The following is a 25,973-nucleotide window of genomic DNA, read 5'->3' on the forward strand; positions in this document are numbered from 1 at the left end:
TACATTCGTAAAACAAAATTTTTAGGCGAGTCTAAAACTTAAATGTTAGAATTTAAACAATTCGGGCATAATCCTGACAACGTAAAGTTTATGTCATTTACTTTATAATTGTGCGGAATGATGTAACTCGGTTTTACATTTTCCAGACAAGTTACCTCCAGACATTTCTCGCAGCTAAAATGGGCGTGGTTGTGAATGTGTACACGTTGTGCATGATGATGGCATTTGGCATATTTTACCGTTCCGTCTAAGTTAACGATTTTATGAATAATGTCATCATTGACGAGTCGGTCCAAGATTCTGTAAATTGTAACGCGATCACATAAATCATCGATTTGTTTGTGAATTTCGGTATGGGACAATGCGGTTTTAGATTTCCCAAAAATCTCCAGAACGGCTGTCTTTGCTGCTGTGTTTCTCGTTGTTTTCATTTTTAAAGCAATTAAAAATATTAACGCAACATAGTTGCAATTAAAATAAATTGATATATTTGCAACTAAATTGCATTAAGCAAATGTACTGAAAATGAAGAAATCCACCACACCTTTTTACGATATTTTAGGAATTTCAAGTGCAACCATTTGCCTGGTTCATTGTCTGGTCTTTCCGCTCTTAACGATTCTGCCTTTAGGCATAAGTCATAATCCTTTTATCGATTTGATTTTTGCCACGATGGGATTATTTGCAATTCTCAAAATTATAAATAAATCCAGTCTTTTAATATCTACAGTACTGATCATTTCGATGGCACTAATCTGGATCAGTGTTTTAACGGAACTTTTTCTGGACATTCATCTTTACCTGATTTTTATTGGAGGTATTGGAATGATTATCGGGCATCTCTTAAATTACAAAATGCATAAAAATAATAATCATTAAATCAATCAAATATGATAGAAAATAATACGTATGACGTTATCATTATCGGAGGTAGTTATAGCGGACTTTCGGCTGCAATGAGTTTAGGCCGTTCTTTACGACACGTTTTGGTTATCGATAGTGGTTTGCCGTGTAACAGACAAACGCCACATTCGCATAATTTTATTACACATGATGGTGAAAAACCTGCAGTTATTTCGGCGAAAGCCAAAATACAGGTCGATTTTTATGATACTGTTCAGTTTTATAAAGGATTGGCAATTAGTGCCAATAAAACGGAATCCGGATTTGAGATCAAAACGGAATCCGGAAAAGCATTCACTTCTAAAAAACTATTGTTTGCGACTGGAATAAAAGACCTTCTTCCTAAAATTGATGGTTTTGCCGCATGTTGGGGCATTTCGATTTTGCATTGTCCGTATTGTCACGGTTATGAAGTTAAAAAAGAAAAAACGGCAATTATTGCCAATGGTGATATGGGTTTTGAATATGCGAAACTAATCTCGAACTGGACGAAAGATTTAAGAATATTAACCAATGGAAAAGGAACTTTTACTTCAGAACAATCTCGAATTTTGAAGCAACATAAAATTGAAATTATTGAGGATGAAATTGTTATGATAGAGCAGGAAAACGGAAATATTCAGTATGTTATTTTTAAAGATGCACCTAAAATTGATGTCAAAGCCATTTATTTCAAAGCACCTTTTGAGCAGCATTGCCCTTTACCGGAAACTTTAGGCTGCGAATTGACTGAACAAGGTTTGCTAAAAGCAGATGCTTTTCAGAAAACGACAATTTCGGGAGTTTTTGCAAGTGGCGATTGTCATGTTCAGGCAAGGTCTGTTACATTGGCGGTTTCTTCCGGATCTTTTGCAGGAGCGATGATCAATAAAGAAATTATCGACGAAGAATTTGTTTAAGCTTATTTATTTAAACACATAGAAACATAGTTATTGTAATCGCTTAAAAAGGCATTTCACTTTTACATTCATTCACATAGACTGGCTATGTTTTAGAAAGCTTTTCTTTTGTTTAATAAAGAAATTATCGGGCTGTGAATTTATTTAATTTTTAAACTTACGAGATAATATAGTTACATTATCAAGCGATTAAATGTGCCTTTAGACACTAAATATTGGTATTTATTAATTCAACATTAGTTTAGCGTGCCGTAGGTACGCAACAGCTATTATTTTGTTGCGTACCTATGGCACGCGTCAATTATATTCCAATTCATATTTTCTACCAATGTTTAGTGCCTAACGGCACAAAAAAAATGTTCCATTTTTTATTGGTTTACACCATTTGGTTATGTTTTATAATGGGACCCGTAAAATTCTCTTTGCATAGCCCCTGGCTGAAGCCAGGGGAATAAAGATTTGAATTGAAAAAGGCTTTAGCCAAATTGTATAGGTTTGGTTAAAGTCTTTTTTTGTTTTTCTCAATTTACATAGTCTGGCTATGTTTTAGAAAGCGGGCTTTCTTTTTACGTCCTAAAAAAAGAACTATAAAATCTATGTTTCTATGTGTTAAAAATAACTCCAAAGAATTGAAATAAAACACTTTTAAAAGTTTCTTGCTTTAGAAACATTATTTGTCAAATTTAATTTTTAGTTTTGTCTAAATTTAATTTTAAAACAATGAAAAAACTTTTTTTGATATTGCTTTTGTTTGGTTTGCAAATTACCTTCGCCCAGGAAACGAGTTCTGTTTCAGGATTTATCTCCGGTGAAGGCCATAAATTACAGTTCGTAAATGTTCATTTAACAGGAACAAAGCATAAAACTATTACCGATAGTTTAGGGTATTATACATTCGAAAATGTTGCTGTTGGAAATTATACAATTCAGGTTTCTCAGGTAGGTTTTCAGACTATAAAGAAGAAAATAGAGGTAATTAAAGATTCCATTCAATCTTATGATTTTGAATTGACCGATAATGAAAACCAACTAAATGAAGTGGTAGTTTCCGGAACCCTAAAAGCAGTAAAACGTTTAGAAAGCGCTGTTCCGGTTGAGGTTTATTCGCCGGTTTTCTTCAAAAAGAATCCAACTCCAAGTATTTACGAAGCGCTTCAAAACATAAACGGTGTCCGGCCACAATTGAATTGTGGTGTTTGTAACACGGGTGATATTCATATTAACGGATTAGAAGGTCCGTATACTTTGGTTTTGATTGACGGAATGCCCATCGTGAGCAGTCTTTCAACCGTTTATGGATTATCCGGAATTCCGAATTCTTTGGTGGAACGTATCGAAATCGTAAAAGGCCCTGCATCGTCTCTTTACGGAAGTGAAGCCGTGGGAGGTTTAATCAACATTATTACGAAGAATCCAACTAATGCGCCATTGTTTTCTGCAGATGTTTTCACGACTTCGTATTTAGAAACCAATGTCGATGTGGGAATGAAATTCAGCCCGACTAAAAAATCAACCACACTTTTGGGAATCAATTACTTCGATTACAATCAGGTTGTGGATAAAGACAAAGACGGATTTACGGATGTGACGCTTTCGCAAAGAATTTCGGTTTTTAATAAATGGAGTTTTCAAAGAGAGAATAATCGTTTGTTTACGATCGCAGCCCGCGGAATGTACGAAGACCGTTGGGGCGGTGATGTACGTTGGGAAAAGAAATATCGTGGAGGCGATGAAATTTATGGTGAAAGTATTTATACCAAAAGAGGTGAGTTGATAGGAAGTTATCAATTGCCATTCGAAGAAAAACTGATGCTTTCTTTTTCCGGAAATGTACATTACCAAGACAGCCGTTACGGAACAACATCATACATCGCCAATCAGAAAATAGGTTTTCTGCAACTGACGTGGGATAAAAAGATAGGTCGAAATGATTTCCTTGCCGGAATTGCGACCCGATATTCATATTATGACGACAATACAACCGCAACAAAAGAAGCCGAAAGTACCTGGCTGCCTGGGATTTTTGTGCAGGATGAAATTACACTTTCTCCAAAAAGTCAGGTTTTGCTGGGAATGCGTTACGATTATAACTCGATTCACGGTTCGATTTATACACCCAGAGTTGCATATCGATGGAAAACGAATGAAAATACCATTTTCCGTCTGAATGCAGGAACCGGATTTCGTGTCGTAAATTTATTTACCGAAGATCATGCAGCGCTTACAGGTTCCAGAGATGTGGTGATTAAAAGTGATTTAAAACCGGAACGATCTGTAAATGCGAATCTAAATTATATTCAGAAAATAAACTTTACCAACGGAACTTTTATGGGGATCGAAACAACGGTTTTTTATACACGTTTCAGTAATAAAATCATATCGGATTATGAAACAGATCCCAATAAAATTATTTACGACAACATCAACGGATATGCCATCAGTCAGGGAATTAGTACGAATGTTGATTTGAATTTCACAAACGGATTAAAGTTCATTCTTGGAGCTACAGTTCTGGATAATAAAAATGTTCAGGACGGAATTTCAGAAACCCCTTTTCTAACCGAAAAATTCACGGGAACCTGGAGCATTTCTTATAAAATAGAACCATGGAATTTATCATTGGATTATACCGGAAATGTTTACAGCCCAATGAAGCTGCCTTTATTGAGCGATTTAGATCCAAGAAGTCCAAATTCGCCGTGGTATAGTATTCAGAACATTCAGTTTACGTATTTGGGATGGAAGAATTTTGAATTGTATGGCGGAGTAAAGAATTTATTAAACTTTACACCAAAAAGGAATAATCCATTTTTGATTTCGAGAACCAATGATCCTTTCGATAAAAATGTGCAATATGATGCAGCGGGAAAAGTTTTGGTAACACCTGATAATCCGTACGGTTTGACTTTTGATACGACGTATGTTTACGGACAAAATCAAACCATTCGCGGTTTTTTCGGGTTGAGATATACTTTGAGATAAAATCGCTGAATTTATGTAACAAATAGAATAATAGCTTGTTCAACTTAAAAAAGCATTTCATTTTATATTAATACACATAGCTATGTGAAAATGACGTGTCATTTATTTTGATCTTAATCAAAGGAAGACAATCTATGTTTCTATGTGTTTAGAATTTATGCGCAATTATAATTTACAACAAATGAAAAAGCTAATTCTAATGATTTTCTTCTCGGCTATAACTTCAACAGGATTCGGTCAACTTAAAAGCCATTCTTTTGAGGAAGTGGATAGTTTGCAGTACATTCAAAAGAAGAAAATAATCGTTTTTATTCATACCGATTGGTGCCAGTTTTGCCAAAGAATGAAGAATACGACTTTTAAAAATCAGGAAATCATCGAAAAACTGAATGCTGATTTCTATTTTATTGATTTGAATGCCGAAGAAAAACGGGATATTGCGTTTAATAATCAGATTTTTAAATATAAACCATCCGGAAATAATGTTGGCGTTCATGAACTGGCTTTGCAATTAGGAACGATCCACAATCAAATCGTGTATCCGGTTTTGTGTGTTTTGAATGAAAAGAGAGAGATTATCTTACAATACAGCAACTATCTTAACCCAAAGGATTTTAAACTGCTTTTAGAAAAATTGAAAGAATAAAATTTCTTATTTTTGAAAATGGCTTCTTCACAAATCCCACACTTCAATTATATCTTTACAGGAACAGGTTTATCTGCTTTGATGACCGTTTATAAAATGGTGTTGTCCGGAAAATTCGATGATAAATCAATTTTGTTGTTGGATGAAGATACTAAGAAAACCAATGATAGAACATGGTGTTTTTGGGCAAAAGAAGAAACGGTTTGGAATTCTGTTATCTCAAAAAAATGGAATTCGGCTTTGTTTGCCAATGAAAATTTCAGTCGTGATTTAGACCTGAAGCCTTATCAATACAATCAAATTCGTGGACTAGATTTTTATAATTTCGTTTTTGACGAGCTTTCTAAACATCAAAACATTACTTTTTTAAATGAAAAAGTAACCGATATCAACGAACTCGAAACCCATGTTTTTGTGGGTACAGAAGAAAACAGGTATACCTGCGGTTCTTTATTCAATAGTATTTATACCAAAGCTTTTGCTTTAAGCCAAACCAAATATCCGGTGCTGCAGCAGCATTTTGTGGGTTGGTTTGTAAAAACAGAAGAAGAGATCTTCAATCCGGAACAAGCGACTTTTATGGATTTTTCGATAGAGCAAAGAGGAAATACACGATTTATGTATGTTTTGCCTATTTCTAAAACTGAAGCTTTAATTGAATATACCTTGTTTTCTGAAAATCTTCTTCCAAAAGAAGAATACGAAGATGAGATTCAGATCTATTTAAGAAATCTGGGCACTGATCAATATCAAATTATAGAAAAGGAGCAGGGGAGTATTCCAATGACCTGTTTCCCTTTTTGGAAAAAGAATACAAATCGTGTTCTGAATATTGGTACGGCTGGCGGGTGGACAAAAGCAAGCACGGGTTATACCTTTAAAAATTCAGATAAAAAATCTTCGGAATTGGTTGGGTTTCTTCAAAATGAAAATTTGAAAATGTCTGCATTTCATAAAAAAAACAGATTCTGGTTTTATGATTTGTTGCTTTTAGATATTCTGTATCGTCATAATGAGTTGGGAAGTGCTGTTTTTTTATCGATGTTCAAAAAAGGAAATCCAGCTTTGATTTTTAAATTTCTGGATGAAGAAACGAGTTTAATTGAAGATCTTAAAGTCATTTTGAAATGTCCTAAATTGCCATTTCTCAAAGCTTTGTTTCGTGTAATGTTGAGGTAAAAAGTTTATTTCACGCAGATTCTTCAGATTATAGCAGATTTCTTTTGATCTGAATTTAAACTTGTTTTCATCAGTTTAAATCCGTCAAATCTGTGCGCTATTTCTCCAACCATAAAATATCAATCCAACTATAACAAAACTTTATACCTGAAATTAAGTTCTTGCGAGTAAACTTTGTAACTTTGCAGATCAAAAGTAAAATTTAAAAAATAAAGAGATATGTATCCAGAAGAAATGGTAAAACCAATGCAAGCTGAATTGACTGCTGCAGGTTTTCAAGATTTACATAGTGCTGATGCTGTAGATAATGCTATCAAAGCAGAAGGTACCACTTTAGTTGTTGTAAACTCTGTTTGTGGTTGTGCTGCAAGAAACGCACGTCCGGGAGCAAAAATGAGTTTAGAAGGAGCTAAAAAACCAGATCACTTAATCACGGTTTTCGCAGGTGTAGACAAAGAAGCTGTTGATGCTGCAAGACAACATATGTTCCCTTTTCCTCCATCATCGCCATCTATGGCTTTGTTCAAAAACGGAGAATTGGTTCACATGTTAGAGCGTCACCACATCGAAGGTCGTCCGGCTGAATTAATCGCTGAGAACTTGCAAGATGCTTTTAACGAGTATTGCTAATTAGAGGTTCAAAGCAACAAAGGGACATAGTTACAAAGTTTAAAAAGCACCATTAATTTGGTGCTTTTTTGTTTTTACTGAAAGCTATTTTTAAAACCTTTGAATCTTTGTTGCTCTGTACCTTTGAGCCTAATAAAACCTTTGCAACTCTGAACCTTTTTCCTTACTTTTGCACCTTCAAAAAATAATTTCTAAACTTAAAAACTGTTTATAGCATGCAACTGTATAACACTTTAAGCGCAGAAGAAAGAGCCATCATGATCGATGATGCCGGTAAACAACGACTAACGTTGTCTTTCTATGCGTATGCCAAAATTCAAGATCCCAAAAAATTTCGCGATGATTTATTTGTAGCCTGGAACAAGCTCGATGCTTTAGGCCGAATTTATGTTGCCAAAGAAGGAATAAATGCTCAGATGAGTATTCCTGAAGAAAATTTAGAAGCTTTTAGGGCTACTCTTGAAGTGTATGATTTCATGAAAGGCATTCGTTTGAATGAAGCGGTAGAACATGATGACCACTCCTTTTTAAAATTGACTATTAAAGTCCGTGATAAAATCGTTGCTGACGGTTTGAACGACGAAACTTTTGATGTAACCGATATTGGCGTTCACCTGAAAGCCAAAGAATTCAATGATATTCTGGATGATCCCAATACAATTGTAGTAGATTTTAGAAATCACTACGAAAGCGAAGTGGGGCATTTTAAAGGAGCGATTACTCCGGACGTTGAAACGTTTAGAGAAAGTTTGCCTATCATCAACGAGCAGCTTCAGAACCATAAAGAAGATAAAAACCTGGTGATGTATTGCACCGGTGGAATTCGTTGCGAAAAAGCGAGCGCTTATTTTAAGCACCAGGGCTTTAAAAATGTGTTTCAATTAGAAGGCGGAATCATCAATTACGCCAAACAAATTGAAGCAGAAGGTCTTGAAAGCAAATTCATCGGAAAAAACTTTGTGTTTGATAATCGTCTTGGCGAAAGAATCACCGATGATATTATCTCACAATGCCATCAATGCGGAAAACCTTGTGACAACCATACGAATTGCGAAAATGACGGATGCCATTTGTTGTTTATTCAGTGTGATGAATGTAAGGCTGCAATGGAAAACTGCTGCTCTACAGAATGTCTTGATGTTATACACATGCCTTTGGTTGATCAGGTTCGTTTAAGAACTGGAAAGCAGGTTGGAAATAAAGTTTTCAGAAAAGGAAAATCGGAGAACTTAAAATTCAAACATTCCGGAGATTTAGCAGATACTGCTTTGGCTGCAGCCGAAAAGCCACTTGATATCCGTCAGAAAATAAAAGTAAAAAAAGCGCTTATAGGTAAGGCGGAACATTATTATGTAAAAGCACAAGTTGGACTTTTTACTGTTGAAAACCAAGAGTTAAATGTGGGTGATACAATCTTAATCTCCGGACCAACGACTGGTAACGAGGAATTGGTTTTAGATAAAATGATTGTTAACGGAGCAGAAACTAAAACTGCAAAAATTGGGGATAAAGTGACTTTTGAAGTGCCTTTCAGAATCAGATTGTCAGATAAAATATATAAGATTTTAGGATAAATTTCCTCTGAAATAAAATTTTAAAAAGCCTATTTTGTGTGAACAGAATAGGCTTTTTTCTCAATCATACTCCTGAAACAGGAAAGACTTCGCGCATTTTTTAACTTAGATTCCTTCTGCTGTTGGATACATTCCAATATTTTAAAATAGTTTTTTGCGTATTGTTATAGCTACGAAGTCAGGAACTGACCGGTTCATAGGATCATGGTGATGGAACGCGCTTTTTATTCAGGCGAACCAGATAGGCAGAATCCGACACGCCACGAGGTGCCTTGTTTGACGCTGCGCAGTGAGTGGCTCACCCACGCAGGTTTTGTAGTTGGGCAGACATTGAAGAGTCTATGTGACGCACCAATGCCTCTCTTCCGCGCTACGCAGACTCAGTAGAATTCCCCAGAGTAAATATAGAACGGTCTGTTGGCTGCTGTTTCCAAATTGTGCTTGAAGTAATAGCCTGTTTTGCCATTTTCCTAAAACCAATATTTTTATAATAACTTCTCCCTCCGAGCACTACATTTTCCCCTGTTACACCAAAAGAAATTTTCTCTATGGCATTCTTCTTTAACCACTAGTGAAATTTATATGTAATTTCAACATCCTTCTCACGTGAGATTTTGCCTGTTCTTGATTTTCTATTTCATACGGCGCAAGGCGTTTCCTTTTTGCGCCCTACGCGGGCTAACTTTTTCGACGTTTAGGAGAAAGATTATTGCAAAAATCCAAAAAATTTGGAGAAACTTCAATTACATTATTAATATCCGACTCCCATCTTATGTAATCAATACTCCCTGAATTAATGTTAATCCAAAAATCATTTCCTCCTGCATCAGCTGCAAATGGAAAATGAGATTTAAAAAAATCAATTAATTCTGGATAGTATTTTTTCCTTAACTCCAATACTTTTGTGATAGATAACAAGTAATCAGATTCGCTATTCGCTTTGCATGGAATGTAGTAAAAGCTCTCAACCTCAAGCAAGTTATAATCACAAGAGAGTGTTTTATAAAAGATATCTCGATATATAAACGCTCCTTCTAAAAAATAACCTCCGTTCATTGCAAGATATAAGCTTATAAAAAACTCTTTCTCAACAAAATAGTGTGGGATTATTGAATTTAACTCCTCATGCGTTAGACCGTGTAAAGAATATCCGTATTTCAAACCATGATTTTCAAAGATATTAACATCTTGCATATTCCTCTCCTTTAACCTTTAACATGCAGCTGCCTTATTTTTCTTCGCAGTAGCATCAATTGCCCCATCAGAACCATATTTAAACCCGGTATGTTTTTCAAACTCATTAGCTCCACCAACATGGGGATACCCTTGATAATCAGGGTTAACTAATTGCATCTGCATATTCATCTGTTTCATCATCATATTTTTGTAATGCATCTTTGAAATGCTGAACGTTATTATTTGCTATGTCACTGATTAATTGTTTTTCTGTAATTTCGATTTTTAAATGTTGTTGCAGACATTCTGATTCATTTGGCAGTAAAAAATAGAATCGGATAAAAGCGATCCCAATATTTTTTTTTGATCTATATCAAGCGATTTAAGGTTTTTTTCTAAAAAGGCTGTATGTTGTGCTAGTACTTTTAAAATATCAAACATTTTTTTATTTTTTTAATACAATAATTTTAGTACGTCAATAATAACATTTTCAGTAATATTACTTAGCCTCTATAAGACAAAAGAGTAATAAATAAGGTTAATTTTATTTGAAAAATAAATTAATCTCAAAACTTTAAAACAGATAAAAACGGAATACGCTGTAAATACAATTCGAACTATTCTTTAATAACGTTTACCAACTTTGTATTGGACAATGAGGACAAAGTTCCTTTTTTAGCTACTCCTTGCCAGTCAGATATTTTCCCGTTTACATTGATCTTAATGCCAAATCTTTCAGGAGTTTCATATATCAGGCGAAGTCAGGAGACTTTGCAGAGCAGGTTATTTATTAGTGGACAATTTCAGCTTTTCTCCATTGACGGTAATACCACTTTTTAGGACTTGCTCAATGGCTCTGCGCGCACTATCTACAAAATAAGCTTCTAAAGATTCATAGTCTTCAAAATTTGGAGCTATCTTAAAGAAACCTTTTTCAGGTTCATCATCGTACTCAAATTTTTTCTTGTTAAACCCGTAAGGCGCTTGTTCTAAAGTAGGGACAGCCAATCTCAAAAAAACTCTTTCGTTTTGTCAGATGGGACTGAAATACCTCTTTTCCCGAAATAGATATGCCTAGCCCGTTTATATACAATGATTAGGTTTAATCTCCAATCGCCTAACTTCTGCAATTCAATTTTTCTCAAAATTTCACGAATAGCATCTTTTACACCATTGTTTACCAAGGGAAAATTGCAATGAGATGAAAGATCACCGTCAATCGAGATAATAGTTCCAAACATTAAATATCTGTCGTTCATCAATTCTATCCTATTTAGTTTGTGCATAACAATTGCCAAAACCGCCTTTTTTCTTCGGCTTACTATTGGCTTGGTATGATATTATTTTTTCTTTATTTCCCAGTAAATCATGCCCTTGATTTCTTAAAGTCCTTACCTGCAAACAGCTTCATAATTTTCAAAACCTGGAAAAGAATCCCAGTTTTCCTCACAACTAGTTTTGGTTATAGTTTGTTCTACATTGCCAGATCTATAATCCGTTTTCTCTATTATTATCTCTCCATTTTCATTAAATGAAAAAATCACAGATGAAATTGGTTCGTCGCTTGTTTGTGAATATTCTATATAAACAACTGAAATCAGGAATATTTTATTCTCGTTTTTATATTTAAAAGAGTATCTGATGTACTCTCTGTCTTTATTATCCAGAGCAAAAACTCAACCCAGCCTTTAACAATATCAACCATAAATTTGCTGTTATCTAAGGTCAATAGTGCTATATAAGGGAGACCTGTATTGTGGCGTTTTTCTGCCTATTTTTCAGATAAAGGTTTGATTGGCTCCCTTTTTGCACGAAACCATTTTTCGTAATACTGGATCATTTTTTAATAAAATTTAGATACTGTTTTTCTGGTAGACTATTAAGTCGCCCTCAGGATAATCGCCTTTCCATCCACATGGCAGGTAACCGGATTTATAGGCATTGTATAAATCATAAAAAAACAAATTAGAAGATAAATTTTTAGTTGGTAACATTGTGAAAATAATAAAATCCTGCATGATTTCATCAATAGCCATTTCAAACCCACTTCCTTTCAGAGTTACTTCTAATAAATTTCCTAGTTGCTCAGTTTGCAAAAGGTGGTGCTGTGGATCACGATCATCCTGTGCATAAAAGTTTTGTTCTATTGGTAAAGATAATTTTTGACGAAGTTTTATCCAGTTAGTAGAGCCAGATTCTAAATTCGTAATTGATTCTAATGCTTTAATGGTATCTGTTTCGATTTGCCATTGCAAGTTCTCGGGGATACTTTCAATATTCGTAAGAAAGCGTTTTGATGAAATTAGTGAGAATAATTCATCAAATGAAATGTTTTTGTCTGTCATTGAAATGTTTTTTGTTTAATGGTGACATAAAGCTTCTGATTTGTTAAAGTAAAAGTTGTTTATAGATTTACTTATATAACTGAAATTTACGATTAATCTCGATAGTCATCTCCATGATATTTTTTTCTCATGTAATTCCAGCCAGGCATCAGTACCCATAATGTGCCAGATCGGATCGCCGGAATCTATTGCATAATCTTGTAATTCGATAATTTCATTATTGAATATATTCACAATTATGCCTTCCTCTAAAGAGATACAAAATGGTTGTTTTTTCATTTTAGTTTTTTATATTAATTAGGTAAACTATGATGATTTTTAAGATACGGCCAAAAATAGCCGCCAACGAAAAGTTTCCCGGCCTTGTGCACATTCTAATGTTTTCTGGTCAGGTTTTTTTTAAGAGTAGTACAATTATACGAATCAGGGCTGATCGTATCTTGTAGAAGTTTGTGGGTCGTATAAAGGACAGTCAAATTGGAGCAGGACTTCGATAATTCTATTCATATCATCTCCAGTCATGTTATAACAGTCAAACCGTACAAATTGTGTGGTATTTGAAATTTGAAAAGCGCCTTTACCACTCGGATTTTGCCAACTGTCGTTGTCTATTTTCCACTCTGAAAATTCATTTTCAATTTCTTTTCTGATTGAATCAATAGGTAATTCTTCTAAACCCTCTACTATTTCTTCTTCGGAACATCTTTTATATACTTCCTGATTGTCGAAATAGATGTTGCTTTTGTATTTCCAGAAATTAAGATCGTATGCCATGTGTTTACGTTTTATCGTTTGGTTTTTTTTAAAGACAATAATTTTAGTACGTCAATAATAACATTTTCAGTAATATTACTTAGCCTCTATAAGACAAAAGAGTAATAAGATAAGGTTAATTTTATTTGAAAAATAAAATGGACTAATTTCAAAACTTTAAAACAGACAAAAACGAAATACGCTGTAAATACAATTCGAACTATTCTTTAATAACGTTTACCAACTTTGTACTGGAAAATGAGGACAAAGTTCCTTTTTTAGCTACTCCCTGCCAGTCGGATATTTTTCCGTTTACATTGATTTTAATGCCAAATCCCTCAGGAGTTTCATATATCAGGTATTTGATGTTGCCGCTGTTAAACTCCAATTCATTACCTGTATTTTGTTTCCTGAATTTGAATATGGCTTTATTGGCTTTTTCAGCACTGGATGGATGTGCAAAAGAAATAAATTTGTATTCGTCATTTTGTTGAAAAGCATAATACAATATGTCTTTGGCCTGAAACAGGATCACCCGGCCTTTACCATTTTTAGTGTCAAATGCAAGTAACTCATCAGTACCTAAACCCGGTTCATAGAGTGATAAAGAGGTGAAAGAAATCCATTTCTCGTTTTCTAATTTCTTGCCTGTTATTTTTGAAAAGGGCATCGAATCGTATCCTTCTTCTTCAAAGCTGCAGACCATTTTGGCTTCTTTGCCTGAAACGCTGTAGTAGGCACTTACATGAAGGGCAGCGCCGCCGGAACTCCAGGTTATAAGCCGTTTGTTTTTGGCATCAATTTCAAACGAACCGCCCCGTACACAATGCGCCTCGTTGTATACATTGCTTATACTTTGGGCAGGCACAAAACCGCTGCTTGTATTAATAAAAACGCGGGCTGTTGCTTGTGCCGTATAACAGCCATCATCATTTATTTCGGTTTCATAAATAACAATATCCTGCCTGCCATCAAAATTTACATCACCCAATGCACGAATGTTAGGATCAGAAATGTTTTTGAACGCTACTGTTTTTGCTGTTTTGCTTATTTGTGGTGAAGAGAGTTCCTTTGCGCCATATTCCAGTACTGTTTTCTTGTTTTGATGGTCTGTAAGCTTGTAATATTCTTTAATTTCTGAACTTGTGGTATGGCGGACAAAGTACAAAGTGTAGCCCTTTATGAAATCAGTACTCACATAAGCTTTCTGTGCTTTTGCAGCGTACATTCCGGATAAAAGAAAAATTAGAAAATAAATCCTTAGTTTCATATTTGATGTATTATACTGTTTCAGATAAATTGGTACTGACGTTTTATTTTTTCTTCAGGGTTTTAGATTTTAATTAGTAAAATCGATATCACCCATACTTAAGGAGTCTGCAGGGAAATTGACTTTAAAAGTAAGTCTCTTTGGATAAGCTGTTTTTTGTGAAAAAGCTACGCTATAAATAAAAAGAAAAAGCAAAAATGAATATCTCATTACAGATTTGCAATATTTAAGATTTTTAAAAGGTAATTTATTTAAGTTCATCAAGAATCTTTAAAATTATGTTTTTATTCCCAGTCCTTTACTACTTGCAGTAAGTGATACATGATTTTTTTCTTGTCATATTCGTCAAATTTATCCGAGGTTAGATTATTATTCAAAAGATAATTTGCAGAATCATAGCCATTTTCTCCAAAATTATTTGTTGCATGATCAACGGATTCGTAAAACTCATAATAATCAGTATAATCAAGTTTGTCCTTTTCTAAAATAGTTTCTAATTTTTTGACAAAATAATTTTTTACATTTTCTTTGAATTTATCCTTTACAATGGGCAAAAGTTCTTCTTCTCCTTTTTCAAATTGCACCAGTGCTTTTTGATATTGTTTTTCAGAATAATGAATAGTATCTGTTGTAAGTTCTTTTTCTTTGTAATATTCTATGAAATCTAAATCGGGCATTTGTCCATTATCAATAAACCAATCGAGACTTTTATCAAACCTTGCCTTTAACTCTTTTATTTGCTCAATATTTTTTATGGTTTGTATCTGTCTGAGAATGTTTTTGTAGGTCGTGTATTCTATACCATTAAAAAAAACGAGAGTTTGATATTCTTTTCCAACTTTGCAGACAAAAAAAAGATTATAGTAAGTTATTCTATCATCAGAAACTAGTGTATTGCGTACACATCCTCCATCATTTGTTAAAAGAAAAGAGTAAAAATCTTCACCATCGGTATAATTCCGAACAATAAGTTTGTCGGGTATTTTTGAAAGGCGATTTTTTAGAATAGTGTCTATTTTAGTAATAGAGATATATTTCTCAGTAGTGTAGTCATTTTTTTTGATGGTCTTATATTGATATTCATCACTTGCAAAAATAAAATCGCTTTTAAGAATCGCTTTACGGAGATTTGGGTTTTGCGCAAATGCCGCAAAACTAAATAATGTTAGCAGGAAAAGAAAAAAATTGTTTAACATAATGTCTTAAATGGTTTTAATTTTATGACTTGTCTATTATAGTTGATTGAGGCTCTTTAAAATTGTTTTCTAAAAAAGAAGTATGCTTCACTATACGCTTAATAGATCAAACATTCTTATTAATTTTTCAGGTTATGCTTCCTCTTTAAAATCTTATTTTTTATGTTTTAAATTCTTCTGAGGTTAAAATACCCATATTATGCGAAGTCCCCCGACTTCGTAGCGACAACGATAGGCAATAATAGTGTGAGCTTTTTCTGTTTAAGATGTTGTAAATCCGTTTAATTGATTTTGTTTTTCTATTCACTATACGTGCGCAATCATCTTGCAAGTGAAATTAGTAAAGTTTTATGAAAGTACCATTACTTCGTTATCAGGTCAAAATAGTAAGAGAGGGTCTGCACAAACTTGCAATTCCCGACTACCCCACCTAATGCCAACCTCCTGTTAGGTAGCGTATATTTTGTGTTCAGTACTATTTGAATTTTTGATAGTTTTTGTTCCAATATTCTTCGATGAAATTCCATTTGTCTGCGTAATCTAAGACTGAATATGGAAGTTTTTTTATCCGTTTTAAATTATTTTCATCATTATTAAGCACCTTGGAAATTTGAATACTTTGCGGTTCTGCTTCATCATCACAACCTTTACCATAGATATAACCTATTTCAACTGTTTCAAAATTTTTGAATGTAAACAATTTGCTTGTCCAATTCATATCGGCGCAACCTGCCCGGCAATAGCTATACCAATAATTAGGATTGGATTTTAGTTGAACAGGCTCACGGATACGTTCAAAACCTATAGATTTCACAAAAGTATTATTTAGTGAATCATACAAATAAAGTTCATTATCGCCCCTTTGTTCTCCACGGGAAAACAAGATATCGAAATAACCATCATTATTAAAATCTATAAATTCTTGATTTGAAAGCCCTTCTTTGTCAATGTAGGTTGTGAAAATTTTTAAAGAGTCTTTCTTAACCGAGACCAAAAGCGTATCACTATTTTCCAAATCCGGGTCAATAGTTGCAATGTAGAATGAATGTCCTTTAGTAAATAAAGTGGTATCAGAGCTGAAATAACTTTCTGTCGTTGTAGTGTCAGTTGGTACCTGTGTTACAACAACAGGATTATTTCTTTTGTTGCACGAAGTTAATACAGCTAGTACTGTAAGAATAAAACTTAATTTTGTTTTCATGTTTCAAAGCTGTTGTGCCATTTTTCATAACGGTTACTTTTCGCGCTTAGAATAAAGCCTGAAAGAAATTCCAGGCATTCAAATACTATTGCATATGCTTAAAAAAAGCTATAAGTTTTTGAACCTGACAGATTTTAAAGACCTGTCAGGCCTGAATTTTTATCCTTTTAAAATTTTACTTTTTTCACTCTCAAATTCTTCCGAAGTCAAAATCCCCTCATCCAGTAATTCCTTAAGATCCAGTAAAGCTTTTTTCTTTCCTTCCATAGAATTTGCTGTGGTGCTGTTTTCTTCGGTTGCAGCTGTTTTGATTGGCGTTACAACGGTTCCGGACGGGGCATGTTTTAGAATCAGTTCCGTAATTTCATTGAATCCTTTTACATTCGAATAATCAATGGCTTTTTGTTCTTTTACGTTTACTATTGTGGCATCGGCTTTGTTTTCAAGTAAATATTTAACCACATCTTTTTTGCCGCTTGCCGCGCTGTAATGCAAAGGTGTATTTCCGGATTCATCTTGTATGTTGATATTTGCTCCTGCTTCGATCAATAATTTCACCATGCTTAGATTTCCTTTTTTAGTGGCGACGTGCAATAAGCTTTCACCTCCGTAACTGTAACTGCTGTTGAGTGTAAAATCAGAGTCTGTTGCTATATTGGTTGCGCTGACAATCCAGTCCAGGTAATCGTTCATCGATGAGGTGTCGGCGCTTACGGGTTTGCTAAAGTTGACATCGACCCCATTGTCTAAAAATAAGCTCACAATTTCTTTTTGATTGTTGCTGCAGGCATACCAAACTGGCGAATGACCGCTATTGTTTGACGTAAATACATCGGCGCCTCTTTCGACTAATAATTTGGCCAGCATTCTGTTGGTTTCGTAGCAGGCAATCAACAGCGCATTTTCTCCCGTATGATTCATGTGGTTGATATTGGCGCCATTGTCCAGCAGCAACGTGACCATGGGTAAAGATTTAGTATAACAGGCAAAAATCAAAGGAGTATTTCCCTGTTTGTCAGTAGTGTTAATGTTGGCCCCTTTGTCTAACAGCAATTGTATGATTTCGCGGTTTTGTTTTCCGGAAGCCATTAAAAGAGGTGTTTCGCCATTGTTGTTTAACAGATCGACATCGATTCCGGCGTCTAATAATCTTGAAGCGATCTCAACTTGTGCAGTCTGAACCGTTAAATGCAAAAGACTGTTGCCATTTTTGTCGTTGATTTCAATTTTGGCACCATTTTCTAAAAGATAGAGTGCCGTTTGTTTTTGCTTTTGCAAACAGGCAAAGAACAAAGGCGTTTCTCCTTGATGATCTTCATAATTGATATCGGCACCATCTTCACATAACAGTTTTACAATATCCAGATATCCTCTGTGGGCGGCATAATGCAGGGCCGTTCTCCCTTTTTCATCAGTATATTTTACATCAACTTCTTTATTCTGAAGCAGTAATTCGGCTATTTTTCTGTTGCCGTTTTCACAGGCAATTATAAATGACATGGACATATATTACTATTTTTTATATAAATTTTGTTGTTAGGATTTCATTAAAAGTTCAACCGTTTTTATCTTCAGGTTATCTCCCGAAGCCAGCATAAGGGCTGTTTCGTCTTTATCATTCGTAATATCTTTATCAGCACCGTTTTCCAGTAATAATTTTACTTTTCTATAGGTTTCTTTTGCAGCTTCGGTATCATAATTTACGTTGTAGGCACAAACTTTATGCAATAATGTGTTGCCTTCATTGTCCTGTTCGTTAAGGTCAATCGATGAAGTATCCAATACAGATTTTAGAATGGTTGCTTTTTTTTCTGCCAGATAATCCAGTCCTGATTTTGGTTTTCCGTAATATTGGGCACAATAATTAAGATCGGCACCATCTGACAGTAATCGTTCTAAAAATTTTAAACTACTTTCTGAATCCGACATCGATCGGATGTATTCTGTTAATAACGTTCTTCCGTCTTTGTTGATGATGTTGAAATTGGCTGTAAAAGCAGCAGCTAAAAGATCATACATTTCATAAGAAGATTGTTCGGCAACGGCGTAATAAAAAGCATTGTTTTCGAGATTGTCTGTCTCATTCGCATCTGCACCATTTTCGAGCAGTATCGGAATATATTCTTTTTTGACCTTTTTTACCGCACAAAGCAATGGTGTGGTGCCAACAATATTTTTTTCATTAAGATCCAGACCGTTTTCCAGTAATAAATCAATATAGGCTATCCCTTTTTCAGAATCTAAACCGTAAATGTTGATAATGCGGTAAATCAAATTTTCTCCCGCATTGTTTTTAAACTGCGTGTTACACCCAAAATCTTCAATCAGACTTTTAATGATGGGTACGGCAGCTCCTTTCTCGATGCAATATCCTAATAAAGTCTGGTCGCTGACTTCATCATTAATATTATCCATTTTTGACATTAGTGCTTTAAAAAAAGAAACAGATTCTTCGTCGTCTTTTAAATCCCGGGCAACAGTACTGAAAATGGATTTGTCAAAATTGTCCAGTTCATAAATATCAGTTTCAATAAAACCGGCTTTTATTAAAGCATCTATTAAGTCAATGGCTTTTGCATTAAAAATTTTGGATGTTATTTGCGAAAAATTGTTTTTAAGATAGGGCTCATTAAACGATTCTCCATTTTTAAGTGCTTCTCTGGCAGCATCGAAGTTACCCTGAAAAATATACTCTTCTATTTTGTTTTGTGTAGACATGTGAAAAAAAATTATGAAAATGAAAGATAAAACTTAATTATTATTTATGTGAGTTTTGTTGAATAAAAAAACTACTATGAATCTTAAAAACGTAAAACTTATAAATGTAGTTTAAAAAAAGAAAATAAATTAGGCTCCATAAGGCATAAAATAAACAGAATAAGGTATTTTTTGAGAGAACTGTTCCGTCGGTTTTATTGAGATACAGTTTAAAAACAGCGTATTAAAAACCTGTTTTTTAGCAAACAAAGGGCGTTTTTTTATTTAACAAGCCTTTAGTTTTAATCGATAAAAAGCAAACTAAAAAAAATACTATCTTTACCGATCAAACGTTTATGAACTTAAGTTGCTTTTTTGCAACACTACATATATAATTATGGCATGTACAAGTTGTTCAACCTCAGATGGTGGTGCGCCAAAAGGTTGTAAAAATAATGGGACTTGCGGCACCGATAGCTGCAATAAATTGACGGTTTTTGACTGGCTTGCGAACATGAGCCCGTCTAATGGAGAAGCAATTTTTGATTGTGTTGAGGTTCGTTTTAAAAACGGACGTAAAGAATTTTTTAGAAATTCAGAAAAATTAACTTTAAGTATTGGTGATATTGTAGCAACTGTTGCTTCACCGGGACATGATATCGGGATTGTTACTTTGACAGGCGAATTGGTAAAAATTCAAATGAAGAAAAAAGGGGTAAATCCTGAAAGTAACGAAGTGCCTAAAATTTACAGAAAAGCTTCTCAAAAAGATATCGATATCTGGTCTGTAGCCTGTGATCGTGAAGAGCCCATGAAGGTTCGTGCACGTGAATTGGCTATTCAGCATAAATTAGAAATGAAAATTTCTGATATTGAATTCCAGGGAGACGGATCAAAAGCTACCTTTTACTATACAGCAAATGACAGAGTCGATTTTAGGCTTTTAATTAAGGATTTTGCCAAAGAATTCAGCACCAGGGTCGAAATGAAGCAAGTTGGTTTTCGTCAGGAAGCAGCCCGTCTGGGCGGAATTGGTTCTTGCGGACGTGAACTTTGTTGTTCAACCTGGCTTACGGATTTTAGAAGTGTCAATACATCAGCAGCACGTTACCAGCAACTTTCATTGAATCCGCAAAAATTAGCGGGACAATGCGGAAAACTAAAATGCTGTCTGAACTATGAGTTAGATACTTACATGGATGCGTTGAAAGATTTTCCGGATTACGATACTAAATTGGTAACAGAAAAAGGAGATGCCATCTGCCAGAAACAAGATATTTTTAAAGGGTTAATGTGGTTTGCCTACACGAATAACTTTGCAAACTGGCACGTTTTAAAAATCGATCAGGTAAAGGAAATTATTGCCGAAAATAAACAGAAAAATAAAGTGTCTTCGCTGGAAGATTTTGCAATTGAAGTAATTTCAGAGCCTGAAAAAGACTTTAATAACGCAATGGGTCAGGAAAGTTTGACACGTTTTGACCAGCCAAAAAGAAAGAAAAAACCAAATCGCAAACGCAAACCAAATGCAGAAGCAGCGATTGTAGCAACTCCAAACAAACCTCAGGCAACTCCAAATCAAAACAAGCCTGCAGGAGGAAATCCAAATAAAGGAAATAATCCGAATAAAGGGAACAAACCTAATAATAACAAGCCAAATCCGTCGAATAAAGGGAACAATTCGAATGATAATAAAGCGGCTGAACCTAGAAAACCTATAATTATTACTAAAAATGAGAATAAAAAATAGCGCGATTCTTCTTTTGGTAGCTATACTCCTTTTTTCGTGTGATAAAAAAAGAGTATTTGATGAATACAAATCTGTTGGAAGTGCCTGGAACAAAGATAGTATTGTAACTTTTGACCTGCCCGTTTTAGATTCAGCCAAAAAATACAATTTATTTATAAATTTGAGGGACAATAACAATTATCCGTTCAAAAATTTGTTTTTAATTGTGGCGATTGAAACACCAAGCGGTTTCACTAAAGTCGATACTTTACAATACGAAATGGCAGACCAGGACGGTAATTTGTTAGGAAACGGTTTTACAGACATAAAAGAAAGTAAATTGTTTTATAAAGAAGATGTGAAATTTAAAGGAAAATACAAAGTACACATCAAACAAGCCGTTAGGGAATCAGGAAAAATTCCTGGTGTTCAGGCTTTAGAAGGTATTACAGACGTAGGTTTTAGAATAGAACAAAAAGATTAGAAAATAGTTATATGGCCACCAAAAAAAACAATCAATCTAATAGTAATAAAGATATTAACTATTATAAAAAGAAATTCTGGAGAGTTTTTGCTTATACCTTACTGGGTATTTTAGCGTTCTTTTTATTTGCCTCATGGGGATTATTCGGCTCTATGCCTTCGTTTGAAGATTTAGAAAATCCGGATTCTAATTTGGCTACAGAAATTATATCATCTGATGGAGTCGTTATTGGTAAATATTTCAAGACTAACAGATCACAGCTTAAATATTCAGATTTACCAAAAAGTTTAGTCGAAGCTTTGGTTGCTACCGAAGATGCCCGTTTTTACGAACACTCAGGAATCGACGGACGCGGAACTTTAAGAGCCGTTTTTAGTTTAGGAACCAATGGTGGAGCGAGTACATTAACCCAACAATTAGCAAAACAATTGTTTCACGGAGAAGGGTCTAAGTTTCTTCCTTTCAGAATTGTACAAAAAATAAAGGAATGGATTATCGCCATTCGTCTGGAGCGACAATATACCAAAAATGAAATCCTGGCGATGTATTGTAACGTGTACGATTTTGGAAATTATTCTGTTGGAGTAAGTTCTGCAGCACAAACCTATTTCTCTAAAGATCCCAAAGATTTAACGATGGATGAATCGGCTATTTTAGTCGGAATGTTTAAAAACTCAGGATTGTACAATCCGGTTCGTAATCCTGAAGGTGTAAAAAACCGTCGTAATGTAGTGCTTGGCCAAATGGAAAAAGCAAAAATGATTACGACTTCAGAGAAATTAAAATTACAGGCTTTACCAATTGCATTAAAATTCAAATTAGAAAGTCACCGCGAAGGTACAGCGACTTATTTCAGAGAATTCCTGCGTGATTACATGAAAAAATGGGTGTCTGAAAACAAAAAACCAGACGGATCTGATTACGATATCTACAAAGATGGTTTGAAAATTTATACCACGATCGATTCAAGAATGCAATTGCATGCCGAAGAAGCAGTTTCTGAACATATGAAAAACCTGCAACAGCAGTTTTTTATTGAGCAGAAAACCAATAAAAATGCGCCTTTTGTAAATATTACACAGGCAGAAACGGAGCGACTCATGATGCAGGCTATGAAAAATTCTACACGTTGGGCCATCATGAAAGATATGGATAAAAGCGAAGATGATATCATTGCTTCTTTCAAAGTAAAAACAAAAATGCGCATATTTACCTGGAAAGGAGAACGTGATACAACAATGACTCCAATGGATTCTATTCGTTATTTCAAACACTTTTTACAATCAGGCTTAATGGCGATGGAACCACAAACAGGAAACATTAAAGCATGGGTAGGAGGAATCAATTATAAATATTTCCAATATGATCACGTTGGGCAGGGAGCAAGACAGGTAGGTTCTACTTTTAAACCGTTTGTTTACGCAACAGCTATTGAACAGCTTAATATGTCTCCTTGTGATTCTATTCTTGACGGACCATTTATGATCCACAAAGGGCGCCATAATGTTACGGCAGATTGGGAACCAAGAAACTCAGATAACAGATACCGCGGAATGGTGACGTTAAAACAAGGTTTGGCGAACTCAATCAATACGGTTTCTGCAAAATTAATAGATCGTGTAGGACCAGAAGCAGTTGTAGAATTAACGCATAAATTGGGTGTTAAAACCGAAATTCCTGCACAGCCCTCTATTGCGCTTGGAGCCGTTGATATTACTGTTGAAGACATGGTTGCTGCCTACAGCACATTTGCCAATCAGGGAGTGTATGTTAAACCTCAATTTTTAAGCCGCATCGAGAATAAAAGCGGAGAGGTAATTTATGAGCCAATTCCGGAATCTCATGACGTTTTAAATAAAGATATTGCCTTTGCGGTAATCAAATTACTGGAAGGAGTTACTGAAACCGGTTCCGGTGCACGTTTACGTACGCAAGGCGGAGGAAGTGGAGATAACCGCTGGACAGGATATCCATACATGTTCAGAAACCCGATTGCAGGAAAAACAGGAACAACTCAAAACCAGTCTGACGGATGGTTTATGGGTATGGTTCCAAACTTAGTTACCGGAGTTTGGGTAGGATGTGAAGACCGTTCAGCACGTTTTAAAAGCTTAACTTACGGACAAGGTGCTACAGCTGCCTTACCAATCTGGGGTTATTTTATGAAATTGTGTTATGCAGATCCGGGGCTTCAGGTTTCTAAATCAGAATTTGAACGACCGGCTAATCTTTCCATAAAGGTAGATTGCTACAGCAGGCCTGCCGTTGTAAAAGATACTACACAAACGGAACAAAATACAGAAGAGTTCGAACTGTAGAATAGGTTCTTTTTTAAAATATAAATATCCTTTTGTGCCTTCTGAATCCGGAAGATGCAAAAGGATATTTTTTTTGGAACAGATTGAACCGTGATCATAGAAGGTGCCAACAGTTGAAACCATAGCAATGCTTGTAGCTGCTATTTTTGTTACGCTACAAGTTTTGGAATAGATTGTGAATTATAAGTGCGATTTTATTTTTTACGAAATCGATATAATTTAATCTAAAAATCTTATTTTTATCAAAATTATACAGTAATAAAGACAATTTGTTATGATAACAAAAAAAGTAAATAACGTTCAGGAAGCAATCGAAGGAATCGAAGGCGGAATGACTATTATGTTTGGAGGTTTTGGGTTATGCGGAATTCCCGAAAATACGATTGCAGCATTAGTAAATACTCCTATTGCTGACTTAACCTGTATTTCAAACAATGCAGGAGTTGATGACTTTGGTTTAGGTTTGCTTTTGCAGAAAAAACAAATCAAAAAAATGATTTCGTCTTATGTTGGTGAAAATGCCGAATTCGAACGTCAGATGCTTTCAGGAGAGCTTGAAGTAGAATTGACTCCGCAAGGTACTTTAGCAGAACGTTGTCGCGCAGCCCAGGCTGGGATTCCGGCTTTCTTTACACCTGCAGGTTACGGAACAGAGGTTGCCGAAGGAAAAGAAGTTCGGGAATTCAACGGTAAAATGCACATCATGGAGCAAGCTTTTAAAGCCGATTTTGCCATCGTAAAAGCCTGGAAAGGGGATGAAGCCGGAAATTTAATTTTTAAAGGAACCGCCCGAAACTTTAATGCCTGTATGGCAGGAGGTGCAAAAATCACTATCGCTGAAGTAGAAGAACTTGTTCCTGTTGGGAGCTTAGATCCCAATCAGATTCACATTCCGGGAATTATGGTGCAACGCATCTTTCAGGGAGAGAAATTTGAGAAAAGAATCGAGCAGCGAACAGTGAGACAAAGAAATTAGATAATTAGAAATGTGATAATTAGATAATAATGAAATGGCCAAAGTAGCGCATTATCGAATTGTCTAATTTCCAAATTGACACATTGAATTTATGTTAACAAAAGAAGATATTGCAAAACGAATTGCAAAAGAAGTAAAAGACAGATATTTTGTCAACCTGGGAATTGGAATTCCGACTTTGGTTGCAAATTACGTCAGAGAAGATATTGCGGTGGAATTTCAAAGTGAAAACGGAGTTTTAGGAATGGGGCCTTTTCCTTTTGCAGGAGAAGAAGATGCTGATATTATCAATGCAGGAAAACAAACCATTACAACATTACCCGGAGCGAGTTTCTTTGACTCGGCTTTTAGTTTTGGAATGATTCGCAGCCAAAAAGTAGATTTGACAATTTTAGGTGCGATGGAAGTTTCTGAAAACGGAGATATTGCCAATTGGAAGATTCCCGGTAAAATGGTAAAAGGAATGGGAGGCGCAATGGATTTGGTGGCTTCCGCCGAAAATATTATTGTGGCCATGATGCATGTAAACAAAGCTGGAGAATCAAAAATCCTTAAAAAATGTACTTTACCGTTAACAGGCGTAGGCTGTGTTAAAAAGGTGGTAACTGAACTAGCAGTTCTCGAAGTGACAGAAAGAGGTTTTAAGCTCTTAGAAAGAGCGCCAGGTGTTTCTGTCGCGCATATTATTGCTTCAACAGAAGCTGATTTAATTATAGAAGGCGATATTCCCGAAATGGACCTTGGCTAAATAACTTTTCTTTATTTGAAAAACCTACAAAGGCCGGCTTTTAAAAAGGCCGGCCTTTTTTTGTAAGAATAATTTAAGGGTAGTGGTAAAAGCTTATGCCCAGTAAAATTGGCATCTCGGCAGTTTTTCGCAGTATAATATATTGTTTATCAGTATTATAATTAATTTTTGTGGCCTTTTTTTGTAAAATCCTCACAGTTTGTTAAATAAAAGTGAATTTAAAGTAAAAAATGTTGTATTTCATCGATTAACGGCATATTTCATCGA

The 25,973-nt window shown here is 34.9% G+C and carries 23 protein-coding genes and 1 pseudogene; 12 read left to right on the top strand and 12 right to left on the bottom strand.

What is annotated here, in order from left to right; genetic code table 11:
- Window positions 1-38 precede the first annotated feature (38 nt).
- Complete coding sequence (locus tag ACHRWY_RS10680) at window positions 39-431, bottom strand: Fur family transcriptional regulator (RefSeq protein WP_395354439.1); 393 nt, start codon at window positions 429-431, stop codon at window positions 39-41.
- A 94-nt stretch (window positions 432-525) separates the two neighbouring features.
- Here ACHRWY_RS10680 and ACHRWY_RS10685 point away from each other — a divergent pair, with 94 nt between their 5' ends.
- The 7 genes from ACHRWY_RS10685 (at window position 526) to ACHRWY_RS10715 (ending at window position 8,813) form a co-directional block, all read left to right on the top strand.
- The gene (locus tag ACHRWY_RS10685) at window positions 526-879 is read left to right on the top strand and encodes a MerC family mercury resistance protein (RefSeq protein WP_395354441.1); all 354 of its coding nucleotides are present in this window, start codon (window positions 526-528) and stop codon (window positions 877-879) included.
- Between the two features lie 11 nt (window positions 880-890).
- On the top strand, window positions 891-1,802 hold the full coding sequence (locus tag ACHRWY_RS10690) for an NAD(P)/FAD-dependent oxidoreductase (RefSeq protein ID WP_395354442.1): 912 nt from the start codon (window positions 891-893) through the stop codon (window positions 1,800-1,802).
- A 720-nt stretch (window positions 1,803-2,522) separates the two neighbouring features.
- Window positions 2,523-4,784: a TonB-dependent receptor domain-containing protein gene (locus ACHRWY_RS10695; RefSeq protein WP_395354444.1), complete on the top strand. Its 2,262-nt coding sequence runs from the start codon at window positions 2,523-2,525 to the stop codon at window positions 4,782-4,784.
- 181 nt (window positions 4,785-4,965) lie between these two features.
- The gene (locus tag ACHRWY_RS10700; protein WP_395354445.1) at window positions 4,966-5,430 is read left to right on the top strand and encodes a thioredoxin family protein; all 465 of its coding nucleotides are present in this window, start codon (window positions 4,966-4,968) and stop codon (window positions 5,428-5,430) included.
- Window positions 5,431-5,448: 18 nt separating this feature from the next.
- The gene (locus ACHRWY_RS10705) at window positions 5,449-6,609 is read left to right on the top strand and encodes a lycopene cyclase family protein (protein ID WP_395354447.1); all 1,161 of its coding nucleotides are present in this window, start codon (window positions 5,449-5,451) and stop codon (window positions 6,607-6,609) included.
- A gap of 219 nt (window positions 6,610-6,828) precedes the next feature.
- A complete protein-coding gene (locus ACHRWY_RS10710) occupies window positions 6,829-7,239 on the top strand; it encodes a BrxA/BrxB family bacilliredoxin (RefSeq protein WP_029271207.1) in 411 nt (136 codons plus the stop codon).
- 215 nt (window positions 7,240-7,454) lie between these two features.
- Window positions 7,455-8,813, top strand: a complete 1,359-nt coding sequence (locus tag ACHRWY_RS10715) for a rhodanese-related sulfurtransferase (protein WP_395354449.1) — start codon at window positions 7,455-7,457, stop codon at window positions 8,811-8,813.
- A 678-nt stretch (window positions 8,814-9,491) separates the two neighbouring features.
- Here the strand turns inward: ACHRWY_RS10715 and ACHRWY_RS10720 are convergent.
- The 11 genes and pseudogenes from ACHRWY_RS10720 to ACHRWY_RS10770 all read right to left on the bottom strand — a co-directional run bounded on the left by ACHRWY_RS10720 (window position 9,492) and on the right by ACHRWY_RS10770 (window position 19,472).
- The gene (locus ACHRWY_RS10720; protein ID WP_395354451.1) at window positions 9,492-10,007 is read right to left on the bottom strand and encodes a hypothetical protein; all 516 of its coding nucleotides are present in this window, start codon (window positions 10,005-10,007) and stop codon (window positions 9,492-9,494) included.
- Window positions 10,008-10,025: 18 nt separating this feature from the next.
- The gene (locus ACHRWY_RS10725) at window positions 10,026-10,193 is read right to left on the bottom strand and encodes a hypothetical protein (RefSeq protein WP_395354453.1); all 168 of its coding nucleotides are present in this window, start codon (window positions 10,191-10,193) and stop codon (window positions 10,026-10,028) included.
- Window positions 10,194-10,772: 579 nt separating this feature from the next.
- A pseudogene (gene imm9 / locus ACHRWY_RS10730) lies at window positions 10,773-11,275 on the bottom strand (Imm9 family immunity protein).
- A 567-nt stretch (window positions 11,276-11,842) separates the two neighbouring features.
- Entirely contained in the window at window positions 11,843-12,334 is a 492-nt protein-coding gene (locus ACHRWY_RS10735) for a hypothetical protein (RefSeq protein WP_395354455.1), read from the bottom strand.
- Window positions 12,335-12,439: 105 nt separating this feature from the next.
- Window positions 12,440-12,613: a hypothetical protein gene (locus tag ACHRWY_RS10740; RefSeq protein ID WP_395354456.1), complete on the bottom strand. Its 174-nt coding sequence runs from the start codon at window positions 12,611-12,613 to the stop codon at window positions 12,440-12,442.
- Between the two features lie 144 nt (window positions 12,614-12,757).
- The gene (locus ACHRWY_RS10745; RefSeq protein ID WP_395354458.1) at window positions 12,758-13,108 is read right to left on the bottom strand and encodes a hypothetical protein; all 351 of its coding nucleotides are present in this window, start codon (window positions 13,106-13,108) and stop codon (window positions 12,758-12,760) included.
- A 199-nt stretch (window positions 13,109-13,307) separates the two neighbouring features.
- Window positions 13,308-14,357 (bottom strand): XAC2610-related protein, encoded by a 1,050-nt coding sequence (locus ACHRWY_RS10750; protein WP_395354460.1) that lies wholly within the window; start codon window positions 14,355-14,357, stop codon window positions 13,308-13,310.
- A gap of 284 nt (window positions 14,358-14,641) precedes the next feature.
- Entirely contained in the window at window positions 14,642-15,553 is a 912-nt protein-coding gene (locus ACHRWY_RS10755) for a hypothetical protein (RefSeq protein ID WP_395354462.1), read from the bottom strand.
- A gap of 475 nt (window positions 15,554-16,028) precedes the next feature.
- Window positions 16,029-16,754, bottom strand: a complete 726-nt coding sequence (locus ACHRWY_RS10760; protein ID WP_395354464.1) for a hypothetical protein — start codon at window positions 16,752-16,754, stop codon at window positions 16,029-16,031.
- A gap of 159 nt (window positions 16,755-16,913) precedes the next feature.
- Window positions 16,914-18,254, bottom strand: a complete 1,341-nt coding sequence (locus ACHRWY_RS10765; RefSeq protein WP_395354466.1) for an ankyrin repeat domain-containing protein — start codon at window positions 18,252-18,254, stop codon at window positions 16,914-16,916.
- 36 nt (window positions 18,255-18,290) lie between these two features.
- Complete coding sequence (locus ACHRWY_RS10770) at window positions 18,291-19,472, bottom strand: ankyrin repeat domain-containing protein (protein ID WP_395354468.1); 1,182 nt, start codon at window positions 19,470-19,472, stop codon at window positions 18,291-18,293.
- Between the two features lie 376 nt (window positions 19,473-19,848).
- Between ACHRWY_RS10770 and ACHRWY_RS10775 the strand changes: the two genes are divergently transcribed.
- From ACHRWY_RS10775 to ACHRWY_RS10795, 5 genes are all read left to right on the top strand, one after another.
- Window positions 19,849-21,201: a stage 0 sporulation family protein gene (locus ACHRWY_RS10775; protein WP_395354469.1), complete on the top strand. Its 1,353-nt coding sequence runs from the start codon at window positions 19,849-19,851 to the stop codon at window positions 21,199-21,201.
- Window positions 21,185-21,664, top strand: coding sequence for a gliding motility lipoprotein GldH (locus ACHRWY_RS10780; RefSeq protein WP_395354471.1), 480 nt, complete (start codon window positions 21,185-21,187; stop codon window positions 21,662-21,664). Before ACHRWY_RS10775 ends, ACHRWY_RS10780 begins: the two co-directional genes overlap by 17 nt.
- 11 nt (window positions 21,665-21,675) lie before the next feature.
- Window positions 21,676-23,982, top strand: coding sequence for a penicillin-binding protein 1A (locus ACHRWY_RS10785; protein ID WP_395354472.1), 2,307 nt, complete (start codon window positions 21,676-21,678; stop codon window positions 23,980-23,982).
- Between the two features lie 274 nt (window positions 23,983-24,256).
- A complete protein-coding gene (locus tag ACHRWY_RS10790; RefSeq protein WP_395354473.1) occupies window positions 24,257-24,958 on the top strand; it encodes a CoA transferase subunit A in 702 nt (233 codons plus the stop codon).
- A gap of 91 nt (window positions 24,959-25,049) precedes the next feature.
- Window positions 25,050-25,706, top strand: a complete 657-nt coding sequence (locus ACHRWY_RS10795) for a 3-oxoacid CoA-transferase subunit B (RefSeq protein ID WP_395354475.1) — start codon at window positions 25,050-25,052, stop codon at window positions 25,704-25,706.
- The last annotated feature ends 267 nt before the right edge of the window (window positions 25,707-25,973 follow it).

It is taken from the genome of Flavobacterium sp. FlaQc-48 (genome assembly GCF_044007335.1).
Lineage (GTDB): Bacteria > Bacteroidota > Bacteroidia > Flavobacteriales > Flavobacteriaceae > Flavobacterium.

Coding starts and splice junctions, on each gene's coding strand:
- ACHRWY_RS10765 (WP_395354466.1), bottom strand. CDS start 18,254: ATGTCATTTATAATTGCCTGTGAAAACGGCAACAGAAAAATAGCCGAA.
- ACHRWY_RS10760 (WP_395354464.1), bottom strand. CDS start 16,754: ATGAAAACAAAATTAAGTTTTATTCTTACAGTACTAGCTGTATTAACT.
- ACHRWY_RS10700 (WP_395354445.1), top strand. CDS start 4,966: ATGAAAAAGCTAATTCTAATGATTTTCTTCTCGGCTATAACTTCAACA.
- ACHRWY_RS10690 (WP_395354442.1), top strand. CDS start 891: ATGATAGAAAATAATACGTATGACGTTATCATTATCGGAGGTAGTTAT.
- ACHRWY_RS10745 (WP_395354458.1), bottom strand. CDS start 13,108: ATGGCATACGATCTTAATTTCTGGAAATACAAAAGCAACATCTATTTC.
- ACHRWY_RS10755 (WP_395354462.1), bottom strand. CDS start 15,553: ATGTTAAACAATTTTTTTCTTTTCCTGCTAACATTATTTAGTTTTGCG.
- ACHRWY_RS10685 (WP_395354441.1), top strand. CDS start 526: ATGAAGAAATCCACCACACCTTTTTACGATATTTTAGGAATTTCAAGT.
- ACHRWY_RS10785 (WP_395354472.1), top strand. CDS start 21,676: ATGGCCACCAAAAAAAACAATCAATCTAATAGTAATAAAGATATTAAC.
- ACHRWY_RS10720 (WP_395354451.1), bottom strand. CDS start 10,007: ATGCAAGATGTTAATATCTTTGAAAATCATGGTTTGAAATACGGATAT.
- ACHRWY_RS10735 (WP_395354455.1), bottom strand. CDS start 12,334: ATGACAGACAAAAACATTTCATTTGATGAATTATTCTCACTAATTTCA.
- ACHRWY_RS10695 (WP_395354444.1), top strand. CDS start 2,523: ATGAAAAAACTTTTTTTGATATTGCTTTTGTTTGGTTTGCAAATTACC.
- ACHRWY_RS10680 (WP_395354439.1), bottom strand. CDS start 431: ATGAAAACAACGAGAAACACAGCAGCAAAGACAGCCGTTCTGGAGATT.
- ACHRWY_RS10725 (WP_395354453.1), bottom strand. CDS start 10,193: ATGATGATGAAACAGATGAATATGCAGATGCAATTAGTTAACCCTGAT.
- ACHRWY_RS10790 (WP_395354473.1), top strand. CDS start 24,257: ATGATAACAAAAAAAGTAAATAACGTTCAGGAAGCAATCGAAGGAATC.
- ACHRWY_RS10770 (WP_395354468.1), bottom strand. CDS start 19,472: ATGTCTACACAAAACAAAATAGAAGAGTATATTTTTCAGGGTAACTTC.
- ACHRWY_RS10780 (WP_395354471.1), top strand. CDS start 21,185: ATGAGAATAAAAAATAGCGCGATTCTTCTTTTGGTAGCTATACTCCTT.
- ACHRWY_RS10715 (WP_395354449.1), top strand. CDS start 7,455: ATGCAACTGTATAACACTTTAAGCGCAGAAGAAAGAGCCATCATGATC.
- ACHRWY_RS10775 (WP_395354469.1), top strand. CDS start 19,849: ATGGCATGTACAAGTTGTTCAACCTCAGATGGTGGTGCGCCAAAAGGT.
- ACHRWY_RS10705 (WP_395354447.1), top strand. CDS start 5,449: ATGGCTTCTTCACAAATCCCACACTTCAATTATATCTTTACAGGAACA.
- ACHRWY_RS10740 (WP_395354456.1), bottom strand. CDS start 12,613: ATGAAAAAACAACCATTTTGTATCTCTTTAGAGGAAGGCATAATTGTG.
- ACHRWY_RS10750 (WP_395354460.1), bottom strand. CDS start 14,357: ATGAAACTAAGGATTTATTTTCTAATTTTTCTTTTATCCGGAATGTAC.
- ACHRWY_RS10710 (WP_029271207.1), top strand. CDS start 6,829: ATGTATCCAGAAGAAATGGTAAAACCAATGCAAGCTGAATTGACTGCT.
- ACHRWY_RS10795 (WP_395354475.1), top strand. CDS start 25,050: ATGTTAACAAAAGAAGATATTGCAAAACGAATTGCAAAAGAAGTAAAA.